General features: G+C 44.7%; 15 protein-coding genes and 1 tRNA gene. 15 read left to right on the top strand and 1 reads right to left on the bottom strand.

Features of this window, described 5'->3' with window-relative positions; all coding sequences use genetic code 11:
* Positions 1 to 156 precede the first annotated feature (156 nt).
* The 5 genes from ACUUJN_RS07540 to ACUUJN_RS07560 all read left to right on the top strand — a co-directional run bounded on the left by ACUUJN_RS07540 (position 157) and on the right by ACUUJN_RS07560 (position 5,637).
* The gene (locus ACUUJN_RS07540; RefSeq protein ID WP_484669469.1) at positions 157 to 1,194 is read left to right on the top strand and encodes a BMP family lipoprotein; all 1,038 of its coding nucleotides are present in this window, start codon (positions 157 to 159) and stop codon (positions 1,192 to 1,194) included.
* A 140-nt stretch (positions 1,195 to 1,334) separates the two neighbouring features.
* Positions 1,335 to 2,873, top strand: coding sequence for an ABC transporter ATP-binding protein (locus tag ACUUJN_RS07545; RefSeq protein ID WP_484669470.1), 1,539 nt, complete (start codon positions 1,335 to 1,337; stop codon positions 2,871 to 2,873).
* Positions 2,866 to 3,945, top strand: coding sequence for an ABC transporter permease (locus ACUUJN_RS07550; RefSeq protein ID WP_013309382.1), 1,080 nt, complete (start codon positions 2,866 to 2,868; stop codon positions 3,943 to 3,945). The genes ACUUJN_RS07545 and ACUUJN_RS07550 overlap by 8 nt, the downstream gene beginning before the upstream one ends.
* 1 nt (position 3,946) lies before the next feature.
* Complete coding sequence (locus tag ACUUJN_RS07555; protein WP_010349245.1) at positions 3,947 to 4,906, top strand: ABC transporter permease; 960 nt, start codon at positions 3,947 to 3,949, stop codon at positions 4,904 to 4,906.
* A gap of 383 nt (positions 4,907 to 5,289) precedes the next feature.
* Positions 5,290 to 5,637 carry a hypothetical protein gene (locus ACUUJN_RS07560; protein WP_023987757.1) on the top strand — a complete coding sequence of 116 codons (348 nt, stop codon included), beginning with the start codon at positions 5,290 to 5,292 and terminating at the stop codon, positions 5,635 to 5,637.
* Positions 5,638 to 5,671: 34 nt separating this feature from the next.
* On the opposite strand, the gene ACUUJN_RS07565 is transcribed toward ACUUJN_RS07560, so the two are convergent.
* Positions 5,672 to 6,112, bottom strand: a complete 441-nt coding sequence (locus ACUUJN_RS07565; RefSeq protein ID WP_023987758.1) for a GNAT family N-acetyltransferase — start codon at positions 6,110 to 6,112, stop codon at positions 5,672 to 5,674.
* 613 nt (positions 6,113 to 6,725) lie between these two features.
* Here ACUUJN_RS07565 and ilvB point away from each other — a divergent pair.
* From ilvB to ACUUJN_RS07615, 10 genes are all read left to right on the top strand, one after another.
* The gene (gene ilvB, locus ACUUJN_RS07570; protein WP_023987759.1) at positions 6,726 to 8,471 is read left to right on the top strand and encodes a biosynthetic-type acetolactate synthase large subunit; all 1,746 of its coding nucleotides are present in this window, start codon (positions 6,726 to 6,728) and stop codon (positions 8,469 to 8,471) included.
* Between the two features lies 1 nt (position 8,472).
* Entirely contained in the window at positions 8,473 to 8,958 is a 486-nt protein-coding gene (gene ilvN, locus ACUUJN_RS07575; RefSeq protein WP_023987760.1) for an acetolactate synthase small subunit, read from the top strand.
* A 162-nt stretch (positions 8,959 to 9,120) separates the two neighbouring features.
* The gene (ilvC, locus tag ACUUJN_RS07580; RefSeq protein ID WP_013309387.1) at positions 9,121 to 10,113 is read left to right on the top strand and encodes a ketol-acid reductoisomerase; all 993 of its coding nucleotides are present in this window, start codon (positions 9,121 to 9,123) and stop codon (positions 10,111 to 10,113) included.
* Positions 10,114 to 10,237: 124 nt separating this feature from the next.
* Positions 10,238 to 11,779 carry a 2-isopropylmalate synthase gene (locus ACUUJN_RS07585; protein WP_068940004.1) on the top strand — a complete coding sequence of 514 codons (1,542 nt, stop codon included), beginning with the start codon at positions 10,238 to 10,240 and terminating at the stop codon, positions 11,777 to 11,779.
* A 204-nt stretch (positions 11,780 to 11,983) separates the two neighbouring features.
* Positions 11,984 to 13,060, top strand: a complete 1,077-nt coding sequence (gene leuB / locus ACUUJN_RS07590; protein ID WP_023987762.1) for a 3-isopropylmalate dehydrogenase — start codon at positions 11,984 to 11,986, stop codon at positions 13,058 to 13,060.
* Positions 13,061 to 13,381: 321 nt separating this feature from the next.
* Positions 13,382 to 13,921: a peroxiredoxin gene (locus ACUUJN_RS07595; RefSeq protein WP_023987763.1), complete on the top strand. Its 540-nt coding sequence runs from the start codon at positions 13,382 to 13,384 to the stop codon at positions 13,919 to 13,921.
* A gap of 260 nt (positions 13,922 to 14,181) precedes the next feature.
* Entirely contained in the window at positions 14,182 to 14,598 is a 417-nt protein-coding gene (locus ACUUJN_RS07600; RefSeq protein ID WP_013309391.1) for a hypothetical protein, read from the top strand.
* Between the two features lie 337 nt (positions 14,599 to 14,935).
* On the top strand, positions 14,936 to 16,039 hold the full coding sequence (locus ACUUJN_RS07605; protein ID WP_484669471.1) for an ATP-binding protein: 1,104 nt from the start codon (positions 14,936 to 14,938) through the stop codon (positions 16,037 to 16,039).
* Between the two features lie 341 nt (positions 16,040 to 16,380).
* The gene (locus ACUUJN_RS07610) at positions 16,381 to 18,522 is read left to right on the top strand and encodes a bifunctional diguanylate cyclase/phosphodiesterase (protein ID WP_484669472.1); all 2,142 of its coding nucleotides are present in this window, start codon (positions 16,381 to 16,383) and stop codon (positions 18,520 to 18,522) included.
* A gap of 107 nt (positions 18,523 to 18,629) precedes the next feature.
* Positions 18,630 to 18,700 (top strand) — tRNA-Gly (locus tag ACUUJN_RS07615).
* The last annotated feature ends 310 nt before the right edge of the window (positions 18,701 to 19,010 follow it).

Raw genomic sequence — 19,010 nt, forward strand, 5'->3', positions numbered from 1 at the left:
TTAATTGTCTAGATTTTAGCCGATCATAATTGTATAATCTCTAAAGTAAGTCTTCTGTACGATCTGTCTCGTCAGTAAATGACATGCATGAGCATGTACATGTTCAAAGAAAAGAGACAGTCCAGGGATCTAACACTAAGGGGGAACAGTATCAGCATGAAGAAAATGTTCAGTATGTCTTTGGTTATGCTGCTGGCGATCTCGGTCATTCTCGCAGGCTGCGGTAACAAAAATCAAGGTGCGTCCAACGCAAATGGTGGAGACACAGGTGGTTCTGCCAAAACATCGAATGTCCAAATTGGCATGGTTACAGATGTGGGTGGAGTAAACGACAAATCGTTTAACCAATCTGCTTGGGAGGCACTACAAGCCACTGAGAAAGAATCAGGCGCTAAAGTTAAATACCTGCAAAGTAAATCCGATCAAGATTATATTCCTAACCTGAACCAATTTGTTAAGGGTGGTTTTAACTTGACTTGGGGAATCGGTTTTAATCTGGCGAATGCGATTGGACAAGTAGCGAAAGACAACCCAAGCAAAAACTTGGCGATCATTGACAGTGTCGTGGATGCGCCTAACGTGAAATCGGTTGTTTTTGCTGAAAATGAAGGTTCCTTCTTGGTGGGGGTTGTAGCTGGTAAACTTACCAAAACAAACAAAATTGGTTTTGTGGGTGGACAAGACAGCCCGTTGATCAAACGTTTTGAAAAAGGATTCGAAGCAGGAATTAAAGCTGTAAATCCAAATGCAAAATTGGAAGTTAACTACACAGGTGCATTTGATAAGCCGGACCTGGGTAAAGCAGCAGCTGCGACGATCTATAACAGCGGTGCGGATATTATTTTCCATGCAGCTGGCGGATCTGGTACAGGTGTATTTAACGAAGCACTCGCACGTAAGCAACAAGGTCAGCAAGTATGGGTTATTGGCGTAGATAAAGACCAATCGCTTGAGTTTGGTGACGACGTAACATTGACTTCGATGGTAAAACGTGTAGATGAAGCTGTAAAACGCGTATCTAAAGAAGTGATTGACGGTAAATTTAAGGGCGGTGTCGAGACACTGGCTCTGAAGGATAATGGTATTGGTTTGGCAGACACATCAACGAAAAACGTACCTAAAGACGTGCTTGATCTTGTAGAACAATACAAGCAAAAAATTATTAAGGGCGAAATTACAGTTCCTTCGAAATAAGTTTGGCTTGAAGAACATATAGGTGGCGACAAGGCTGGTTCATAAGACTAGCCTTGTTCTTACGTCTGGAGTTATATGGATTATAACGGGCAAAATCAGCTCATTGGAGCACATACTATAAAGTGTATAAGGGTGATCTCATGGATGCAGCGACCCCCGTCGTTGAGTTAAAGCAAATTACAAAACGATTCCCCGGCATCGTTGCCAACGACTCCATCAGCATCAAGCTGCATAAGGGAGAAATTCATGCCCTTTTGGGTGAGAATGGCGCGGGTAAATCTACGCTTATGAATATTCTTTTCGGACTGTATCAGCCGGATGAAGGGACAATTGAAATCGGAGGTAAACCCGTACAGATTGATAGTCCAAATAAGGCGATTGATCTGGGGATTGGCATGGTGCATCAGCATTTTAAACTCGTACAGCCTTTTACCGTTACCGAAAATATTGTCCTGGGCTCGGAGCCACGTAAGGGTCTGAAAATCAATTATAAAAAGGCTGCCGCAGAAGTACAGCGGTTGTCTGAGCAGTACGGCCTTCAGGTAAATCCGAATGCCAAAATTGAGGATATATCTGTTGGTATGCAGCAACGTGTAGAAATTATCAAAACGCTCTATCGCGGTGCAGATATTCTGATTTTCGATGAGCCTACAGCTGTACTGACACCACAAGAGATCACTGAGTTGCTGGACATTATGAAGCGCTTGGTCGCTGAAGGCAAATCAATTATTCTTATTACTCATAAACTTAAAGAAATCATGCAAATTGCAGATACCGTTACGATCATTCGTCGAGGTCAGGTTATTGATACAGTCAAGACGTCTGAAACAACACCAAATGAGCTGGCTGAAAAAATGGTGGGCCGTCGTGTGTCCTTTAAAGTGGACAAGCAGCTTGCGCAACCAGGACAGACGGTACTGGCAATGAACAATGTAATTTCTAAAAACAAGGATGGCATTAATGTTCTAAATGAGTTGAACCTGCAGGTTAAGGCGGGCGAGATTTTGGGGATTGCCGGAGTAGATGGTAATGGACAGAGTGAGCTGATCGAAGCTTTGACAGGCTTACGCAAGGTGGATGGTGGGAGCATTCGTTTGCTCGGACAAGAGGTGGCCAATCAGCCACCACGCAAAATTTCAGAGGCAGGCGTTTCACATATACCGGAGGACCGTCATAAGCATGGGTTGGTGCTCGATTTTTCTATGAGTGAAAATATGGTGCTGGAGACGTATTACCAGGCGCCTTACAGTAAAAATGGCTTCTTGAACAAAGATGCTATAGAGAAACAGGCCAAAAGTCTTATCGAAAAGTTTGATGTAAGAACACCGGATATTCACACGAAGGCAAGAGCATTATCTGGTGGGAACCAGCAGAAGGCTATCATTGCGCGTGAAATTGATAAAAATCCAGACCTTCTCATTGCAGCACAGCCTACACGCGGTCTGGATGTCGGAGCTATTGAATTTGTCCAGAAACAACTGATTGCCCAACGGGACCAAGGTAAAGCTGTATTGCTCATATCTTTTGAACTGGACGAGATTATGAATGTATCCGACCGAATTGCTGTCATCTATGAGGGCAAGATTGTCGGGGAAGTGCTGCCAGAAGAAACGAATGACCAGGAACTGGGACTGATGATGGCAGGAAGTGCAGTGAAGAAAGGAGTAGAGAATGGCTAATCTATTGAAAATATTCACAAAAGACTCCTTTGTACTGGCGCTGGTCTCTATTATTTTGGGTCTCCTTCTGGGTGCTATTGTGATGCTGATTGGCGGGTATGACCCTATTGTGGCCTATTCTGCTTTGTTTAGCCGTGTATACGGAGATTCCTACAACTTTGGAGAGGCTATCCGTGAGATGACTCCGCTGATTTTAACGGGGTTGGCATTTGCTTTTGCGGCCCGCGCCGGTTTGTTTAATATCGGCGGCGAAGGTCAGTTTCTGGTAGGTATGACAGCTGCTTCGATTGTGGGCATTAAACTTCATGGGTTGCCAGCTATCATTCATGCACCGCTAGCTGTGATTGCAGGTGCAGTTTTCGGAGGTCTGTGGGCTGCGATTGCTGGCTATTTGAAGGCCAAACGAGGCGTTAATGAAGTTATTACATGTATTATGATGAACTGGATCGGTCTGTATTTGGCTAATTTGGTGATCAATCAGTTCGCACTGATGGATGGTGAAAATCGTTCTGTGGATATTCAGCCTTCTGCTTCAATTTCCATCGAATGGCTGTCCCAGATGATGGGGAATGCTCGGGTACATTGGGGCACAGTTATTGCTGTGCTGGCGGCAGTCTTTTTCTACATTTTCATGTGGAAAACAAAGCAGGGCTATGAGCTTCGGGCTGTCGGATTTAATCAGGATGCATCCCGTTATGCAGGTATGAATGTAAATCGTAATATCATAAAAGCGATGTTTATTAGTGGGGTTTTTGCCGGATTGGCAGGCGCCTTTGAAGTGCTGGGAGTATTCCATTATCAATCTGTCATGGCAGGATCACCGGGAACGGGTTTTGATGGTATCGCTGTAGCTCTGATTGGGATGAATAACCCATTCGGTGTGCTGCTCGGTTCTGTTTTGTTCGGAACGCTTACGTATGGTTCTGCGGGGATGAGCTTTAGCGCAGATGTACCGCCCGAGATTATCCGGGTTGTCATTGGCTCGATTATTTTCTTCATTGCGGCCCAAGGTATTGTACGTTGGGTTGTGAAGCCGCTCTACTCCAAGCGGAAGAAAGAGAAGGTGTTGTAAAATGAGTTGGTTAACACTTGGTGAATTAATCCATACAACGCTCGTTTTTGCGACGGCGATTATTTTTGCGTCTCTCGGCGGAGTTTTTTCAGAAAAATCCGGTGTAACAAACCTCGGGTTGGAAGGACTTATGGTATTTGGAGCGTTTGCAGCGGGTGTTGGCGGATTTTATGCCGAGCAAGCTGGACTAGGAGGCACCTCTGCGGCTTGGGTAGGTGTGCTGTCAGCTGCCGTGTTCGGTATTTTGGTTTCGCTAATTCATGCTGTAGCCTCTATTACGTTTAAAGCCGATCAGGTTATAAGCGGTATAGTTATTAACTTTCTGGCAGCTGGTAGTACACTGTACATGGTTAAGCTTTTATTTGAGGGAGATGGTGACACCGGTCGGATTCAGGGTTTTAACGAAATATCCATCCCTTACCTTGTGGATATCCCGATTGCAGGAAAAGCCTTTTTCCAAGCTTACCCAACGACATATTTAGCCATTCTATTAGTTATTATTGGCTATTTTACTTTGTATAAAACACCGTTTGGCTTACGTTTGCGTTCCGTTGGGGAGCATCCAGGAGCGGCCGATACAGTGGGAATTAAAGTAAATCGTCTTCGTTATATTGGCGTTATGATCAGTGGGGCGTTGGCTGGGATTGGTGGAGCTACAATTACTCTGACTACAACCAACATGTTCTCGCACAATACAGTTTCGGGGCAGGGATATATTGCTATTGCCGCTATGATTTTCGGTAAATGGAATCCGCTCGGCGCTTTCGGCGCAGCAGTGTTTTTTGGTTTTTCACAAGCCATTCGCAACTATGTGCAGCTGTTCGCATGGTCGCAAAGTATTCCCCAGGAAATTATTTTTATGTTGCCGTATCTCCTGACGATTATTGTACTGGTGGCGGCTGTCGGACGTTCACGCGCTCCAGCCGCTTTGGGTCAACTTTATGATCCAAGCAAGCGTTAAAACTTATAGACAGCTAATGTGCATGTTTTGAAAAATGTACATTGGTGTGAGGATTTTGCAAAAATCCCATAAGCGACTTCCAGTGAACAAGATATAGATCGAAATGGTTTAGTTCGTCTATATCTTGCACTTCGGAGCGACTGGAATCGAATTTCGCAAAATCCTGGTGTATAAAAATCTGGTATCTGCATGTGCAGGTACCAGATTTTTTTATATTGTGCAGGCATTTAAACATACGCTACTGGCATGAATGGAATAGACTGTGCTATGCAGATTGGACGGGACGCTCGGCCCCTGTCAGCTCCGGTCTATTTTGTGGTGGTGATGAGCTATCAAGGAGCCGTTCAATCTGTCCATCCGTTGAGAAAGAAGGAGGAAATACGATGAAACAGGCAGTAACCAGAAAGCAGGTGGAGAAGCTTGTCGGCAAAGTCATCTTTGCTACTCGTAAGGATGGTTCCCAGGTCAGCGGCAAGCTGATTCGCATTTCGGGTAACCGACTGGTTCTTCAACCAAACCGCAAGAAAAAGGTAAACACGAAGGCGATTATTCCTCTGGTGCTGTTTGACTTGCTTGCCATCGGCACAGCTCCATACATTGGTGCCTATGGTGGGGGATATGGAGGCTACGGTCCAGGTTATGGAGGACCAGGATATGGTCCGCAGCCAGGCCCGTATACAGACGGGGGATACCCCGGAGTAGGATATCCGTATTACCCTAATTTATTTTAGTCATACAAAATTTTGAGCCCGAAAAAGATACTTTTTACAGTGACTTTTCGAGTTCATGGCATCGGCTCAGAGCTACGTATCGCAGTATTTGATATTGATGACGCAGATAAAAATGGATCCCCCTGATATTGTCTTCGTCCACCATAACTTTAGCCCGCTTGCAGCGACGTAGTCGTCCGTAGTGTTCGGCATGCTCCAGCAGTTTTTTTCCGTATCGCATACCTTGATGAGCCGAAGAGATTGCGATCAAATCAATGTATAATAGTTCGCCATGCAGCATAACATGAATGAAGCCAACAACCTGTGCATTATCCGGTCTGCAAGCTACAAAAGTGATGCCCCGGTTTAAGCGCCGGGGTAATTCTTTGCGTATTTGTTTCATTTCTTGGGCACTTAAATGCGATAGGGGGACAAGCTCTTGCTCGATTAGACGAAAGATGATGGTGTCATCTTGAGAGCTGCGTTTTCGAATCATAAACGGGCCTCCTTTTCTACCCTTTTAACAAGATAAGACGTGGCTTTGGAGGAGTGCACTGTCTCACCGTGTGGTCTTTTTTATAATATGCGGGTACCTCTTACAAGCGTGCGACTCTGAGGTGCTTCAGAAAAGAAACATAAATTTTTATGAAATATGGGTATTGACTATCCCAGATGAGAGACATATAATGTGTCTAAACATTTGAAAGAATGACATGAACTCAACGGCAATGAAGAGGACGAAGTGATTAGGGCTCTTTTGTTCAGAGAGTGAGGCATTAGCTGCAAGCTTCACCAAAATCCCTTTTTAACGAGCTCACCTTGGAGCTGTTTTCCTGAAAAGTATTTGGGCCCGATGATATTAACGGTGCGCTGAATCACCTATTAGGGAAAATCGTACGGTCTACGTTACAGACGCCAGATATGGAGATCCTTTGCGATTTCTGTACCTGCCAAGGTTCGATATTGCGAAATATCGGGCAAACACGGGTGGTACCACGGAAGCTACAGCCTTTCGTCCCTCAGTAACAGCAAGTCTGTTCTAGGGATGAAAGGTTTTTTTGTTTTTACAAATGTCAGATGTATGTAAATTTTGTAAAGGAGGATGACCAATGAGTGCACAAATTCCTGAAGTTAGGTCAACCAATGAATTACGTGAAAAGTGGATGAAGCCTGAAGTGATTACAGGTTCGGAAATTTTACTCCGTAGCCTGTTGCTGGAGGGAGTAGATTGTGTCTTCGGATATCCAGGTGGTGCAGTGCTTTATATCTATGATGCCATGTATGGCTTTAAGGATTTCAAGCATGTCCTCACTCGTCACGAGCAAGGAGCTATTCATGCGGCAGATGGTTATGCACGGGCGAGCGGTAAAGTGGGCGTATGTATCGCGACTTCCGGACCTGGAGCGACAAACCTGGTAACTGGTATTGCGACGGCTTTTATGGATTCGGTGCCGTTGGTGGTCATCACGGGTAACGTTATATCTTCCCTGATCGGTACGGATGCTTTCCAGGAAGCCGATATCACGGGAATTACAATGCCGATTACGAAGCACAGCTATCTGGTAAGAGATGTAGAGGATCTGCCGCGAATCATCCATGAGGCATTTCATATTGCCAACACAGGGCGGAAGGGACCGGTGCTGATTGATATTCCGAAGGATATTTCCGCAGCCCAGACGTTGTTCGTTCCACAAACGGGACCAGTGACCATGCGGGGTTATAACCCGAAAGTGCTGCCCAACAAAATTCAACTAGACAAGCTAACTCAAGCTATTTCCGAAGCAGAACGTCCATTCATTCTGGCAGGTGGAGGAGTTGTATACTCCGGTGGACATGAAGCACTTTACGAGTTTGTTCGTAAAACGGAAATTCCTATTACGACAACATTGCTCGGATTGGGTGGTTTCCCAAGTGGACATGAACTGTGGACGGGGATGCCGGGGATGCATGGAACATACACCTCCAATCAGGCGATTCAACAGTCAGATCTGTTGATCTGTATCGGAGCCCGCTTCGATGATCGGGTAACAGGCAAGTTGGATGGGTTTGCTCCTCAAGCTAAAATCGTCCACATTGATATCGACCCTGCTGAAATTGGAAAAAATGTTGCAGCAGATATTCCTATCGTGGGTGACGTGAAGGCAGTGCTGGAATTGCTGAATCAGGATGTGAAACGCGCGGATCGAGCTGATGCATGGAGAGCACAAATTCAGCATTGGAAGAATGAGAAACCTTATTCTTATAAGGATTCTGAAACGGTGCTTAAACCACAATGGGTTGTTGAGTTGTTGGATGAAACGACCAAGGGCGGCGCAATCGTAACGACGGACGTGGGACAGCATCAAATGTGGGCAGCGCAGTATTACAAATTCAATCAGCCACGCTCATGGGTCACCTCTGGTGGACTCGGTACGATGGGATTTGGTTTCCCTTCTGCAATCGGTGCTCAGATGGCCAATCCCGACAGATTAGTAATATCGATTAACGGGGACGGCGGTATGCAGATGTGTTCGCAGGAATTAGCCATCTGTGCAATCAATAACATTCCGGTTAAAATCGTTATTATCAACAACCAGGTGCTTGGAATGGTTCGCCAATGGCAGGAATTGATCTATGACAATCGGTACAGTCACATTGACCTGGCTGGAAGTCCGGATTTTGTGAAACTTGCCGAAGCATACGGTGTCAAAGGGCTGCGTGCTACGAATAAGGAAGAGGCACGTCGGGCTTGGCAGGAGGCGCTTGATACACCCGGACCGGTCGTTGTCGAGTTTGTAGTCAGCAAGGAAGAGAACGTATATCCGATGGTGACGCAAGGTTCGACAATTGATCAAATGCTGATGGGGGACGAGTAAAATGACAACAAAAAATACCATTGCTGTACTGGTAAATGATCAACCCGGCGTTTTGCAACGTGTGTCCGGCCTGTTCGGTCGCCGAGGCTTTAACATTGAGAGCATAACTGTGGGACAATCGGAAGAAGTTGGATTATCCCGTATGGTCATTGTGACTGTAGGGGATGAGAACAACCTGGAGCAGATTGAAAAGCAGCTTTACAAGCTGGTTGATGTGATCAAGGTCATTGATCTCAGTTCCAAGCCGATGGTAGCTCGGGAATTGGCGATGATAAAGGTAAAGGCAGAACCGCCTCAGCGGCCAGAGATCATGGGCGTGGTAGAAACATTCAGAGCAGCTGTAATTGATGTTGGAACGACGAGCTTGATCGTACAGGTCATTGGCGATACAGAAAAAATTGATGCCATGATCGAGTTGTTGAAGCCTTACGGTATTCGGGAGTTGACTCGAACCGGGGTTACAGCTATGATACGTGGCAATGCTTAATATGGAGCTTTAACGAATTACCGCTTATAGCGCATTACATCAATAAAGAACCGCCCGCATAAGAGCGGGGGCTCGAAGAGATTTTTAGATACTAATCACGAGGGAAGTCTCTTGGAGTACCCGCTCATTATGAAGGGTCCAATTAAAAGGAGGAAATTAACCATGGCAGTTACAACGTACTACGAAAAAGATGCAGAACTCAGCGTATTGAAAGGAAAGACAGTGGCCGTTATCGGTTACGGTAGCCAAGGACATGCTCAGGCACAAAACTTGCGTGACAGTGGTGTGAATGTTGTTATTGGTTTGCGTGAAGGCAAATCAGCTGATGTCGCAAGAAACGACGGTTTCGAAGTTCTGAACGTAGCTGATGCAACAAGCCGTGCAGATGTGGTTCAAATTTTGTTACCTGATGAAACTCAAGCTTCTGTGTACAAAAATGAAATTGAACCTAACCTGAAAAAAGGCGCAGCTCTTTTGTTCTCCCATGGTTTCAACGTTCATTTTGGACAAATCGTAGCTCCTAAAGATAGCGATGTATTGCTGGTTGCTCCAAAATCCCCAGGACATATGGTACGTCGTACCTATGTAGAAGGGTTTGGGGTACCGGGGTTGATCGCAATTGAGCAGGACGCAACGGGTCAAGCCAAAGAAATCGGTCTTGCTTACGCAAAAGGCATTGGCTGTACACGTGCGGGCGTAATTGAAACCTCCTTCCGTGAAGAAACGGAGACGGATCTGTTCGGTGAGCAGGCGGTATTGTGTGGCGGCGTGAGCGCACTTGTAAAAGCGGGCTTTGAAACATTGACTGAAGCGGGGTATGCTCCTGAGATGGCATACTTTGAATGCTTGCATGAGCTTAAGCTGATCGTTGACCTGATGTATGAAGGTGGATTGGCAACGATGCGTGATTCCATCAGTAATACAGCGGAATATGGCGATTATGTAACTGGACCACGCGTGGTAACGGAAGATACGAAGAAAGCCATGAAGGATGTATTGACTGACATTCAACAAGGTAAATTTGCTCGTGACTTCATCCTTGAAAATCAATCTGGACGTGCATTCCTGACGGCTACTCGTCGTAATGAAGCTAACCATCCGATTGAAGTGGTGGGCGGACAATTGCGTGAAATGATGCATTGGATCAAAAAGTAATAATCTTTTGTACTATGAACTCGACAACATGAATTATTTATAAATATTAATTACAATGCGGCCCTGCTTATTGCGTGAGCCGCATTGTAATTTAAGGGTCCTAATCCTGAGGAGGTGCGTTAGGTTGCGCAAAATATATATATTTGACACAACGTTGAGAGACGGAGAACAGTCACCTGGCGTGAACTTGAATACTCGTGAGAAAGTGGAGATCGCTCATCAGTTGGAGAAGCTGGGAATCGATCGTATGGAGGCTGGGTTCCCGGCTGCTTCTCCGGGTGATCTGGCGGCTGTTAATGCAGTAGCAAAAGCTGTAAAAAATTCGACGGTTATTGGCCTTTCACGTGCAAGGGAACAGGATATTGATGCGGTTCGCGAGGCACTCAAGGGAGCTCAGGACCCGTGTATCCATATCTTTTTGGCAACTTCTCCTATTCACCGTCAGCACAAGCTGCGGATGGAGAAGGCACAGGTATTGGAAACCGCTCGTGCTGCCATACGCTATGGGTTGAAATATTTGCCTAAAGTGGAGTTTTCTTTGGAGGATGCAGGTCGTACAGAGCTTGATTTTGTGGTTGAAATGGTCACTATGGCTGTACAAGAAGGGGCTTCTGTCGTCAATATTCCAGATACGGTAGGTTACTTGACACCCTACGAGTATGGAAATATATTCAAACACATTAAGGAAAATGTGGTCGATGTGGAGAAGATTCAATTGAGTGCACATTGCCACAATGACCTGGGAATGGCTACCGCTAATACACTTGCTGCCATTCTGAACGGTGCGGATCAGATTGAGGGAACCATTAACGGTATCGGTGAACGCGCTGGGAACACGGCTATTGAGGAAATCGCTATGGCACTGGAGACGAGACAGGAATTTTTTCAGGCCAAAACGTCTCTGCAATTGTCTGAAATTGCGCGCACGAGCCGTTTGGTTAGCCGTTTGACGGGGATGGTAGTGCCGGGCAACAAGGCGATTGTTGGAGCCAATGCTTTTGCGCACGAATCAGGTATTCATCAAGACGGTATGCTGAAAGAGAAAACGACCTATGAAATCATGACACCAGAAAGTATCGGTCTGAAAGAAAGCAAACTGGTACTCGGTAAGCACTCAGGTCGTCATGCTTTCCGTGAGCGTTTGATCGAGTTGGGCTACGAATTGAACGAAGAAGATCTGAATCGCGCTTTTGGGCAGTTCAAGGATTTGGCTGATAAGAAGAAGGAAGTTTCGGACGATGATATTTTGGCATTGCTGGAAGAAAAATTGGCCGATGCACCTGAAGTTTTCAAGCTGGAAACCATCTTTGTTACCTATGGGAACAAGGCTACGCCTTCCGCACAAGTGCGTCTGGTTGACGATAAAGGTCAGGTTATCGAGACAGAAGCTGAAGGAAATGGTTCAGTCGATGCGATCTATAATGCGATTGACCAAGCCAGCAGCGAGAGCGTTGTACTTTCAGATTACTCCATCAAGTCTGTTACCCATGGTAAGGACGCTCTGGGTGAAGTCCATGTAGTACTGACGCAAAACGGACTGTCTGTACAGGGACGCGGGGTAAGCACCGATATTCTGGAAGCAAGTGCTCGGGCTTACGTGGATGCGCTGAATGGTTTGATCGACAAGCGTAAAAACTACAGTAATCGCGTAGATTATAAATCTTAATTTTATGTAGACTTAAGAGCTGGATATATACAGGATCGGGTGTTTCCGGTCCTGTTTTCTTTTTCTCTGATGAAAAAACAAGCTTATAGGCTGTGCCTATTGAATTGATAGATTCTATATCTTGGTCAAAGCCCTGCCATGTATGTTACAAAGAAGGTATGAAAAATACAGTTGTATAGCTGTATAACAAGAGGAGTGTACGTGATGGCAGACGTTAAAAAGATTGCGGTAATAGCGGGAGATGGAATTGGACCGGAAGTGGTCGCAGAGGCAGAAAAAATTTTGAAACGTACGGAAGAAGTGTTCGGCCTTTCATTTGAAACGGAGCATGCGCTGTTCGGCGGGATTGCGATTGATAAGAAGGGCACACCATTGCCAGAAGAAACACTGGCAGTATGTCAAACTGCAGATGCCGTTCTGCTGGGAGCGGTAGGAGGACCACAATGGGACAACAATCCAAAGGAACTTCGTCCTGAAACTGGACTGCTGGGCATTCGTAAAGAGCTCGGTCTGTTTTCGAATCTTCGTCCTGCTGTCGTCTTTGACTGTCTCAAGGACGCATCTACATTGAAACCGGAAGTGTTGGAAGGAACGGACCTGATCGTGGTGCGCGAACTGACGGGCGGCATTTATTTCGGCGAGAAGTTCAGACGAGAAAGTCCACAAGGTGAGGAAGCAGTTGATACTTGTGCATATAATGTAACGGAAGTAGAGCGTATTGTGCGCCAATCTTTCGAAATTGCACAAAAACGTCGCAAAAAACTTGCATCGGTGGATAAGGCTAATGTACTGGAAACCTCCCGTTTATGGCGTGAAGTAGTTAACCGGGTTGCTGTAGACTACCCGGATGTCGAGTTGGAGCATGTATTGGTCGATAACTGTGCCATGCAATTGCTGCGTCGTCCATCTAGCTTTGACGTCATCGTGACGGAAAATATGTTTGGTGACATTCTCAGTGATGAAGCGGCTATGCTGACCGGATCCATCGGCATGCTCTCCTCCGCATCACTTGGACAAGGCAGCTTCGGCCTATACGAGCCGGTACATGGCTCGGCGCCTGACATTGCAGGTCAAGGACTGGCGAATCCCATTGCAACGATTTTGTCCGTTGCTTTGATGTTCCGTCTCACCTTCGGGTACGAGAAGGCAGCTGATGCCATTGAGAAAGCGGTAGCTGAGGTACTGGATGCAGGGCACCGTACAGCGGATATTGCGGTGGATAAATCTCAAGCGATCTCGACAACTCAAATGGGCGATCTGATCGCAGCAGCTATTCGTTAAAAGCTCCATAAATGTACCCGTTCTGAAAAAAAGCTTCCTATTATATAGTAAGGTTATACAGTACAGCCTTTTCGGCAGATGTTTGGCACAGTAGCTCCTGAGCAATCAGGAGCTACTTGTATATTCGAAAGTTCAAAATGTGAATAAGTTGTGAATTTTTAAGCTAGTTTAAAATAATTATAAAAAAGTAATGGTTACAATATTGACTTTGATTTCAGCGAATGATAACATTTATCAAGTAAGTTGTTCATTACAATACAGATGATTGAGGAAAGCACATTCGGTGTTTTTCTTACATATTTTAAAGGAGGATTTCATATTATGGCAGAAAGATTGGTAGGAAGACCCGCCCCTGATTTTGCATTGGAAACAGTGACTGGAGACGGTCAAGAATTTGGTTCGGTAAAGCTCTCCGATTACCGTGGTAAGTGGCTCGTATTTTTCTTCTATCCACTGGATTTCACTTTTGTGTGCCCTACGGAAATTACAGCATTGAGCGATGCTGCTGACCAATTCAAAGAGCTGGATACTGAAATTCTGGGTATCAGTGTAGATTCCGTGCACAGCCACAAAGCATGGATTAACACAGCTAAAGAAAACAACGGTCTGGGCAAACTGAACTTCCCATTGGCTTCTGACATCACGAAAAAAACAGCAAGCGATTATGGCGTTCTGATCGAAGAAGAAGGCGTTGCATTGCGCGGCTTGTTCATCATTGATCCAGAAGGCGAATTGAAATATCAAGTGGTTAACCACAACGACGTAGGCCGCAGTGTGGAAGAAACTTTGCGTGTACTGCAAGCTTTGCAATCCGGTGGCTTGTGCCCAATGAACTGGAAACCAGGCGATCAAAATCTGTAATATAAGCTTCACAAGTTGAAATTAAACAAGCAAGCCCCCAACTAGCGGTTACTCTTCCGTTATTGGGGGCTTGCTTGCCTGCTCTGTGCAGCGGAAGATGTGAGGATAGCCTGTTTGAATGAGACAATACAGAGTGAAGTAACAAATAATTATGGAAATGTTGTTGTGTTCTGGAGGAATTTTGCCTGATGAAAGCGAATAAGGTATTGTAGAAGATAAACAAGGCAGAACAGGTTTTGTTCAGAGGAGGCTGAGCCCGGATGAGTTATTGCTGTGGAGCAAGCATGGTAGGAACCAAGGGAACGCTGAAGCATTACCGCACCCAAGTTCATAATGTTCCTTTGCTGTTTTGCCCGGTATGTCGTCGCATTGAAGTTCATTATAAAGTCGAAAATGAGTATGAAATTTTGGCTGAATATGCACATGGAGATGGGGCAACCGAGATTGATTTTCAGGATTATGTCATGGAAGACGATGATACGATATTTGAAAATTGTGTGAATCGTGAAAGTGAAGATGCGTTTGAAATTGTGAAGCGTCAAATTGACATATCCCTGGATTTATTGATGGTAGCCAAACAGATGAATGATGAAAAATGGCAGGGAGAGCTTAAGAGAAGACTGGCCGTTATGAGCCAAAGACGATCCCGGCTTCAACATAATAAGAGCGGCAGTTGACATCCTACACACCAAAGAAGCTCTCAATTCTGGAGAGCTTCTTTGGTGTGTAGGGCGCTTGTTCCTAACGTAATCTTTCATTTTGGTAATGTTGCGCAGATATTATGACGAAAGAAAACAGGATAAAAATGTGGATTCGACACTTTTTCCGATTGACTGCGATCCTTAATCTTGTCTATCATAAAATAAGACTCGAATTGGAAAGAGATGGTCGGATTTCTGTGAAACTGTTTTCTACACCATTGAAGGGTAGTCGATAGATGCCTTTCTCTTCTTTAAGATTATTACGCGTCCGATACGGCCAGTTTGTCATTCCGAAACAAGGGGGAAGCCTGGCATGATCAGTGAATTCCAAGAAGCCTTGCTTGATACCGTGGGAGCTTGTCCTTCCACACAGATCGCCAATAACAAGTATGAAAATGTGCTGGAGAACCTGGATAGTGGTATCATGCTGTTTGACAGTGACGGGGTACTGACCTTTATTAACGTGCAAATGGCGAAATTGCTGGAGCTACCACGGAGTTCGCTAGCAGGTCGCAATTTGATGCAAATTTTGCATCATCCTGAGTTAAGTCGGTTTAAGAAGAAGAAAATCATGCGGATTTATAAAGAAACTATCTTTCATAGAAAGCGCTATCATGAGTTGATTGATGAGTATGGTCGGCATTGGTTGATAACAGTGACCTACGGTGATCAGATGGATGGCGATTTTTTGTTTAGCGTCAAGGATGTGTCGGATTATAAGCAGATTGAGCAGACGGCGTATCAAAACGATAAGTTGGCGATGCTGGGACGCATCTCTGCCTCTATCGCCCATGAAATCCGTAACCCGCTTACCGCAATCCGGGGCTTTATTCAATTGCTTCGACCGCATTTGGTGGAGTTGGGCAGGGATGAGTATGCTCGCATTATATTAACAGAAATTGATCGTGCGAACGACATTATTTATGAGTTCTTAAATTCGTCCAAGCCTTCGGCTCCGCAAAAAACGGCTGTATCTGTGATGGGGCTGCTGAAAGAGGTAGTGATGCTGACAGAAAGCGAAGCATTGATGAAGGGTTGCCAGATTGCATTGGACGAAAATGATGAGCTCATGAAGGTTTCCATTGACGTGAAGCAGATTAAGCAGGTTATCCTCAATATGATTAAAATTGCGATGGATGCCATTGAAAGCATCGGTGGGGAACGAGAGGGCTGCATCGATATCCATACAGTGCTTGAGGGCAATTATGTTCACATTTGTATTGAAGATAACGGTTTAGGTATGGATCATAATACATTGGCGCGTTTATTTGATCCTTTTTTTACAACAAAAGAAAGTGGAACCGGATTGGGATTGGCTGTGAGCTATCGAATTATCAAAAATCACGGAGGCTTCATACATGTAGACAGTAAACATGGAAGTGGCACACAATTTAAAATTACGCTTCCTGTAGTTTAATATGGGGAGGTTTTCGCAGAGGGGTCCTGTACATACTATTTCTTTTATGTTGTGCAGCGTTGGGGTATAGGTATCACCTTTTTGGAAAAGGTTGTCTGAAGCGCATAATCTGACAAGATGATGCGCTTTTTTGGTGCTGTAAGCTCGGTTATTTGCGTAAATGCGAAAATGAATTCACGAATTTAAGACAAAAAAATGATTCACCTTTCACAGATTAAATGCTATTATATACCAGAATACAACATTATTTTTGATACTATAGACTTAAACAACGGCTTCCAAAGCTGTCAAACGTCTTAGATGATCGGAATCTCCGATATGCAGGGGGCTGAAGAGGCTGAATGAGTATACGGCTGGAAGTAAAAAAAATGATAGGTATCGGCATTACTTCGATAGTTTTGTTTGTCTTGGTTCAGTTATTTCACGTAACTTTGAATAAGATATACTCCCATAATGTTTTTTTCTTGTTATATCCGATTGTAGGATTTGCCTGTGCTGCGATTTGTTTTTCTATTTTTTATCAATCCTGGTCCGTTTTACTGGAACAGTTATCTTTGCAGAGGCTTCTTATTGCCCCGACGTTTTTGGTGGCTGGTCTGCTTTACCTTGTTCATATTGTTTCGTTTAGTTTCGTAAGCCTGACGGACTTTGCTTTGTCTCCGGGCATTTCGTTATGGCTGCTATTTGTAAATCGTGCCTTTACCGCTGTCTTGCTCTTATGTATTTGTTTCCTCCCGTTTAGCAAGACGAAGTCTGAATACAAAACAGTGGCTTTGTGGGCGGGGATAGGCTGCACTTTGCTGATTCTAGGAGTTATTAAGACATTTGGTGCAGGCTTACCAGATCTACGTATACGATACGAAATAGGCAACCTGGGCTGGACGTTAAATCTGGCTGTGATGTTACTGCTTGTGCTCACTTTTATTTTCGGGGTGAGAAAATATCGGAAAGCCTGCCCGGCAGAGTTGGGCATGTTGCTTATGGTTCGTGGGATTGGGCTGTGTGTTGTGAGTCAGTTGTTCTATTTATTTGCTGAGCAAATGAACGATATTAATCACCTTCTGGGACTTTTGACCAACGCGATAGCATTTTATAATATGTTGAGCGGGCTGGTTCGGTTGATGGTTCTGGTTCCTTATCGTGAAAAGCAGGCAGCAGAATCTGAGTTTAATCACATTGCTTATAATGATGATATAACAGGACTCCCCAATCGTCGTCGCCTTTCCCAACGCTTAGATAAAATATTGCGCAAATCATTAAAATCGGATGAGACAGTAGCGCTTTTAGTGCTAAATATTGATCGTTTCAAGGCGATTAATGATTCGCTTGGACATATGGCAGGGAATTATTTGCTGTATGCAGTAGGCGAACGCTTGGGGCATTTTAGCCATGAAGGGGAAGCTGTCTTTAGCATGGGCGGAGATGAATTTGCCTTTCTTCTAACGGGATACGACGATACAGATGCTATGAGAAATCGTATTGATGAAATGGTGAAGCTGTTCGATCAGCCTTTCGATATTGATGGAGAGTCTTATCATGTGACGGTGAGCGTTGGTATAGCTTTATACCCGTTGGATGCGAATCAGAGTGAACAGCTTATTCAGCAGGCGGATACGGCTGTCCATAGTGCCAAAGAGCAGGGAGTGAATTTTCAGCGGTATGCCAGCGCGATGCAGATGCGAGCGCATGAAAGACTCCAGCTGGAAAATGATCTACGGCGAGCGCTTGAAAATGAGGAATTTTCATTGGTGTATCAACCACGTGTCCACCTGCAAAGTGGTGAGCTCACGAGTTTGGAGGCACTGGTGCGCTGGAATCATCCTCATCGTGGGATGGTGATGCCGGGCGATTTTATTCCGGTGGCTGAAGAAAGTGGTTTAATTGTGCCCTTGGGGGAATGGGTGTTACGGGAGGCTTGTCTGCAAAATAAGCAGTGGCAGGAGCTCGGGTACCCACCAATCCCGATTTCGGTCAATTTATCCATGCGCCAATTTCAGCAAAAAAAGCTGGTGGATGTAATTCGGGGCATTTTGACCTATACGGAACTTGAAGCACGCTATCTAGAGCTGGAGATTACCGAAAGTATGACCTTTGATAAGGATCGGGCCTTTGAACAGTTGAAAAAAATAAAGGCTATTGGTGTCGCAATCAGTATTGATGATTTTGGAACTGGCTATAGCTCATTGCATTATTTGAAGAATCTCCCGATAGATCGTCTAAAAATTGACCGTTCCTTTGTAAATGAGGTACTGGTCGACAGCAAAAATGCGGCAATTGTATCTACTATTGCTTCCATGGCTCACCATTTGAAGCTGAAGGTTACGGCTGAAGGGGTGGAAAATGAGGAGCAACTTCATTTTTTGCAGGCACAGGATTGTCATGAGGGTCAGGGATATTACTTTAGTCGCCCCATTCCGGCAGAAGTCTTTGAAAAATTGTTTTTACGTAAACCTATGAATTGGCTGGCTCAGGATAGTATGTAGTATGCTTGCATTTTGCTGAAAGGTAAGTTATACTAAATAACATCCTGATTCAGCTGGTTGACGATAGGTTAAGCGTGTCATACATAAGAATCGCGATGTTATAAAATGCGGGTGTAGTTCAATGGTAGAACTTCAGCCTTCCAAGCTGATAGCGTGGGTTCGATTCCCATCACCCGCTTACTATTTTAAGAAGTTCGGAACCCTTGTGACGCAAGGGTTTTTGTTTTATTTGGAGCTAGATAAATACATTATAGCCGGGATGCCAACGGGGTATCACGGCTTTTTTGCGTTCTTACGAACTATTTTTACATTGCTGCACAAAATAAAATATAAAATATTTATCTTATATGCTATAAATAAACAGATAAAAAGAACTATTTACCAATTACTAAAAAATAAGTATAGTCGCATTGTTAGGATTTAACCAAAAAAAGGATGGTGTAGCTGCAATGAGGAAATTTTCTTTTCTGTTTTTAGCATTAACTTTG

The organism is Paenibacillus sp. LRG-1, from assembly GCF_057220305.1.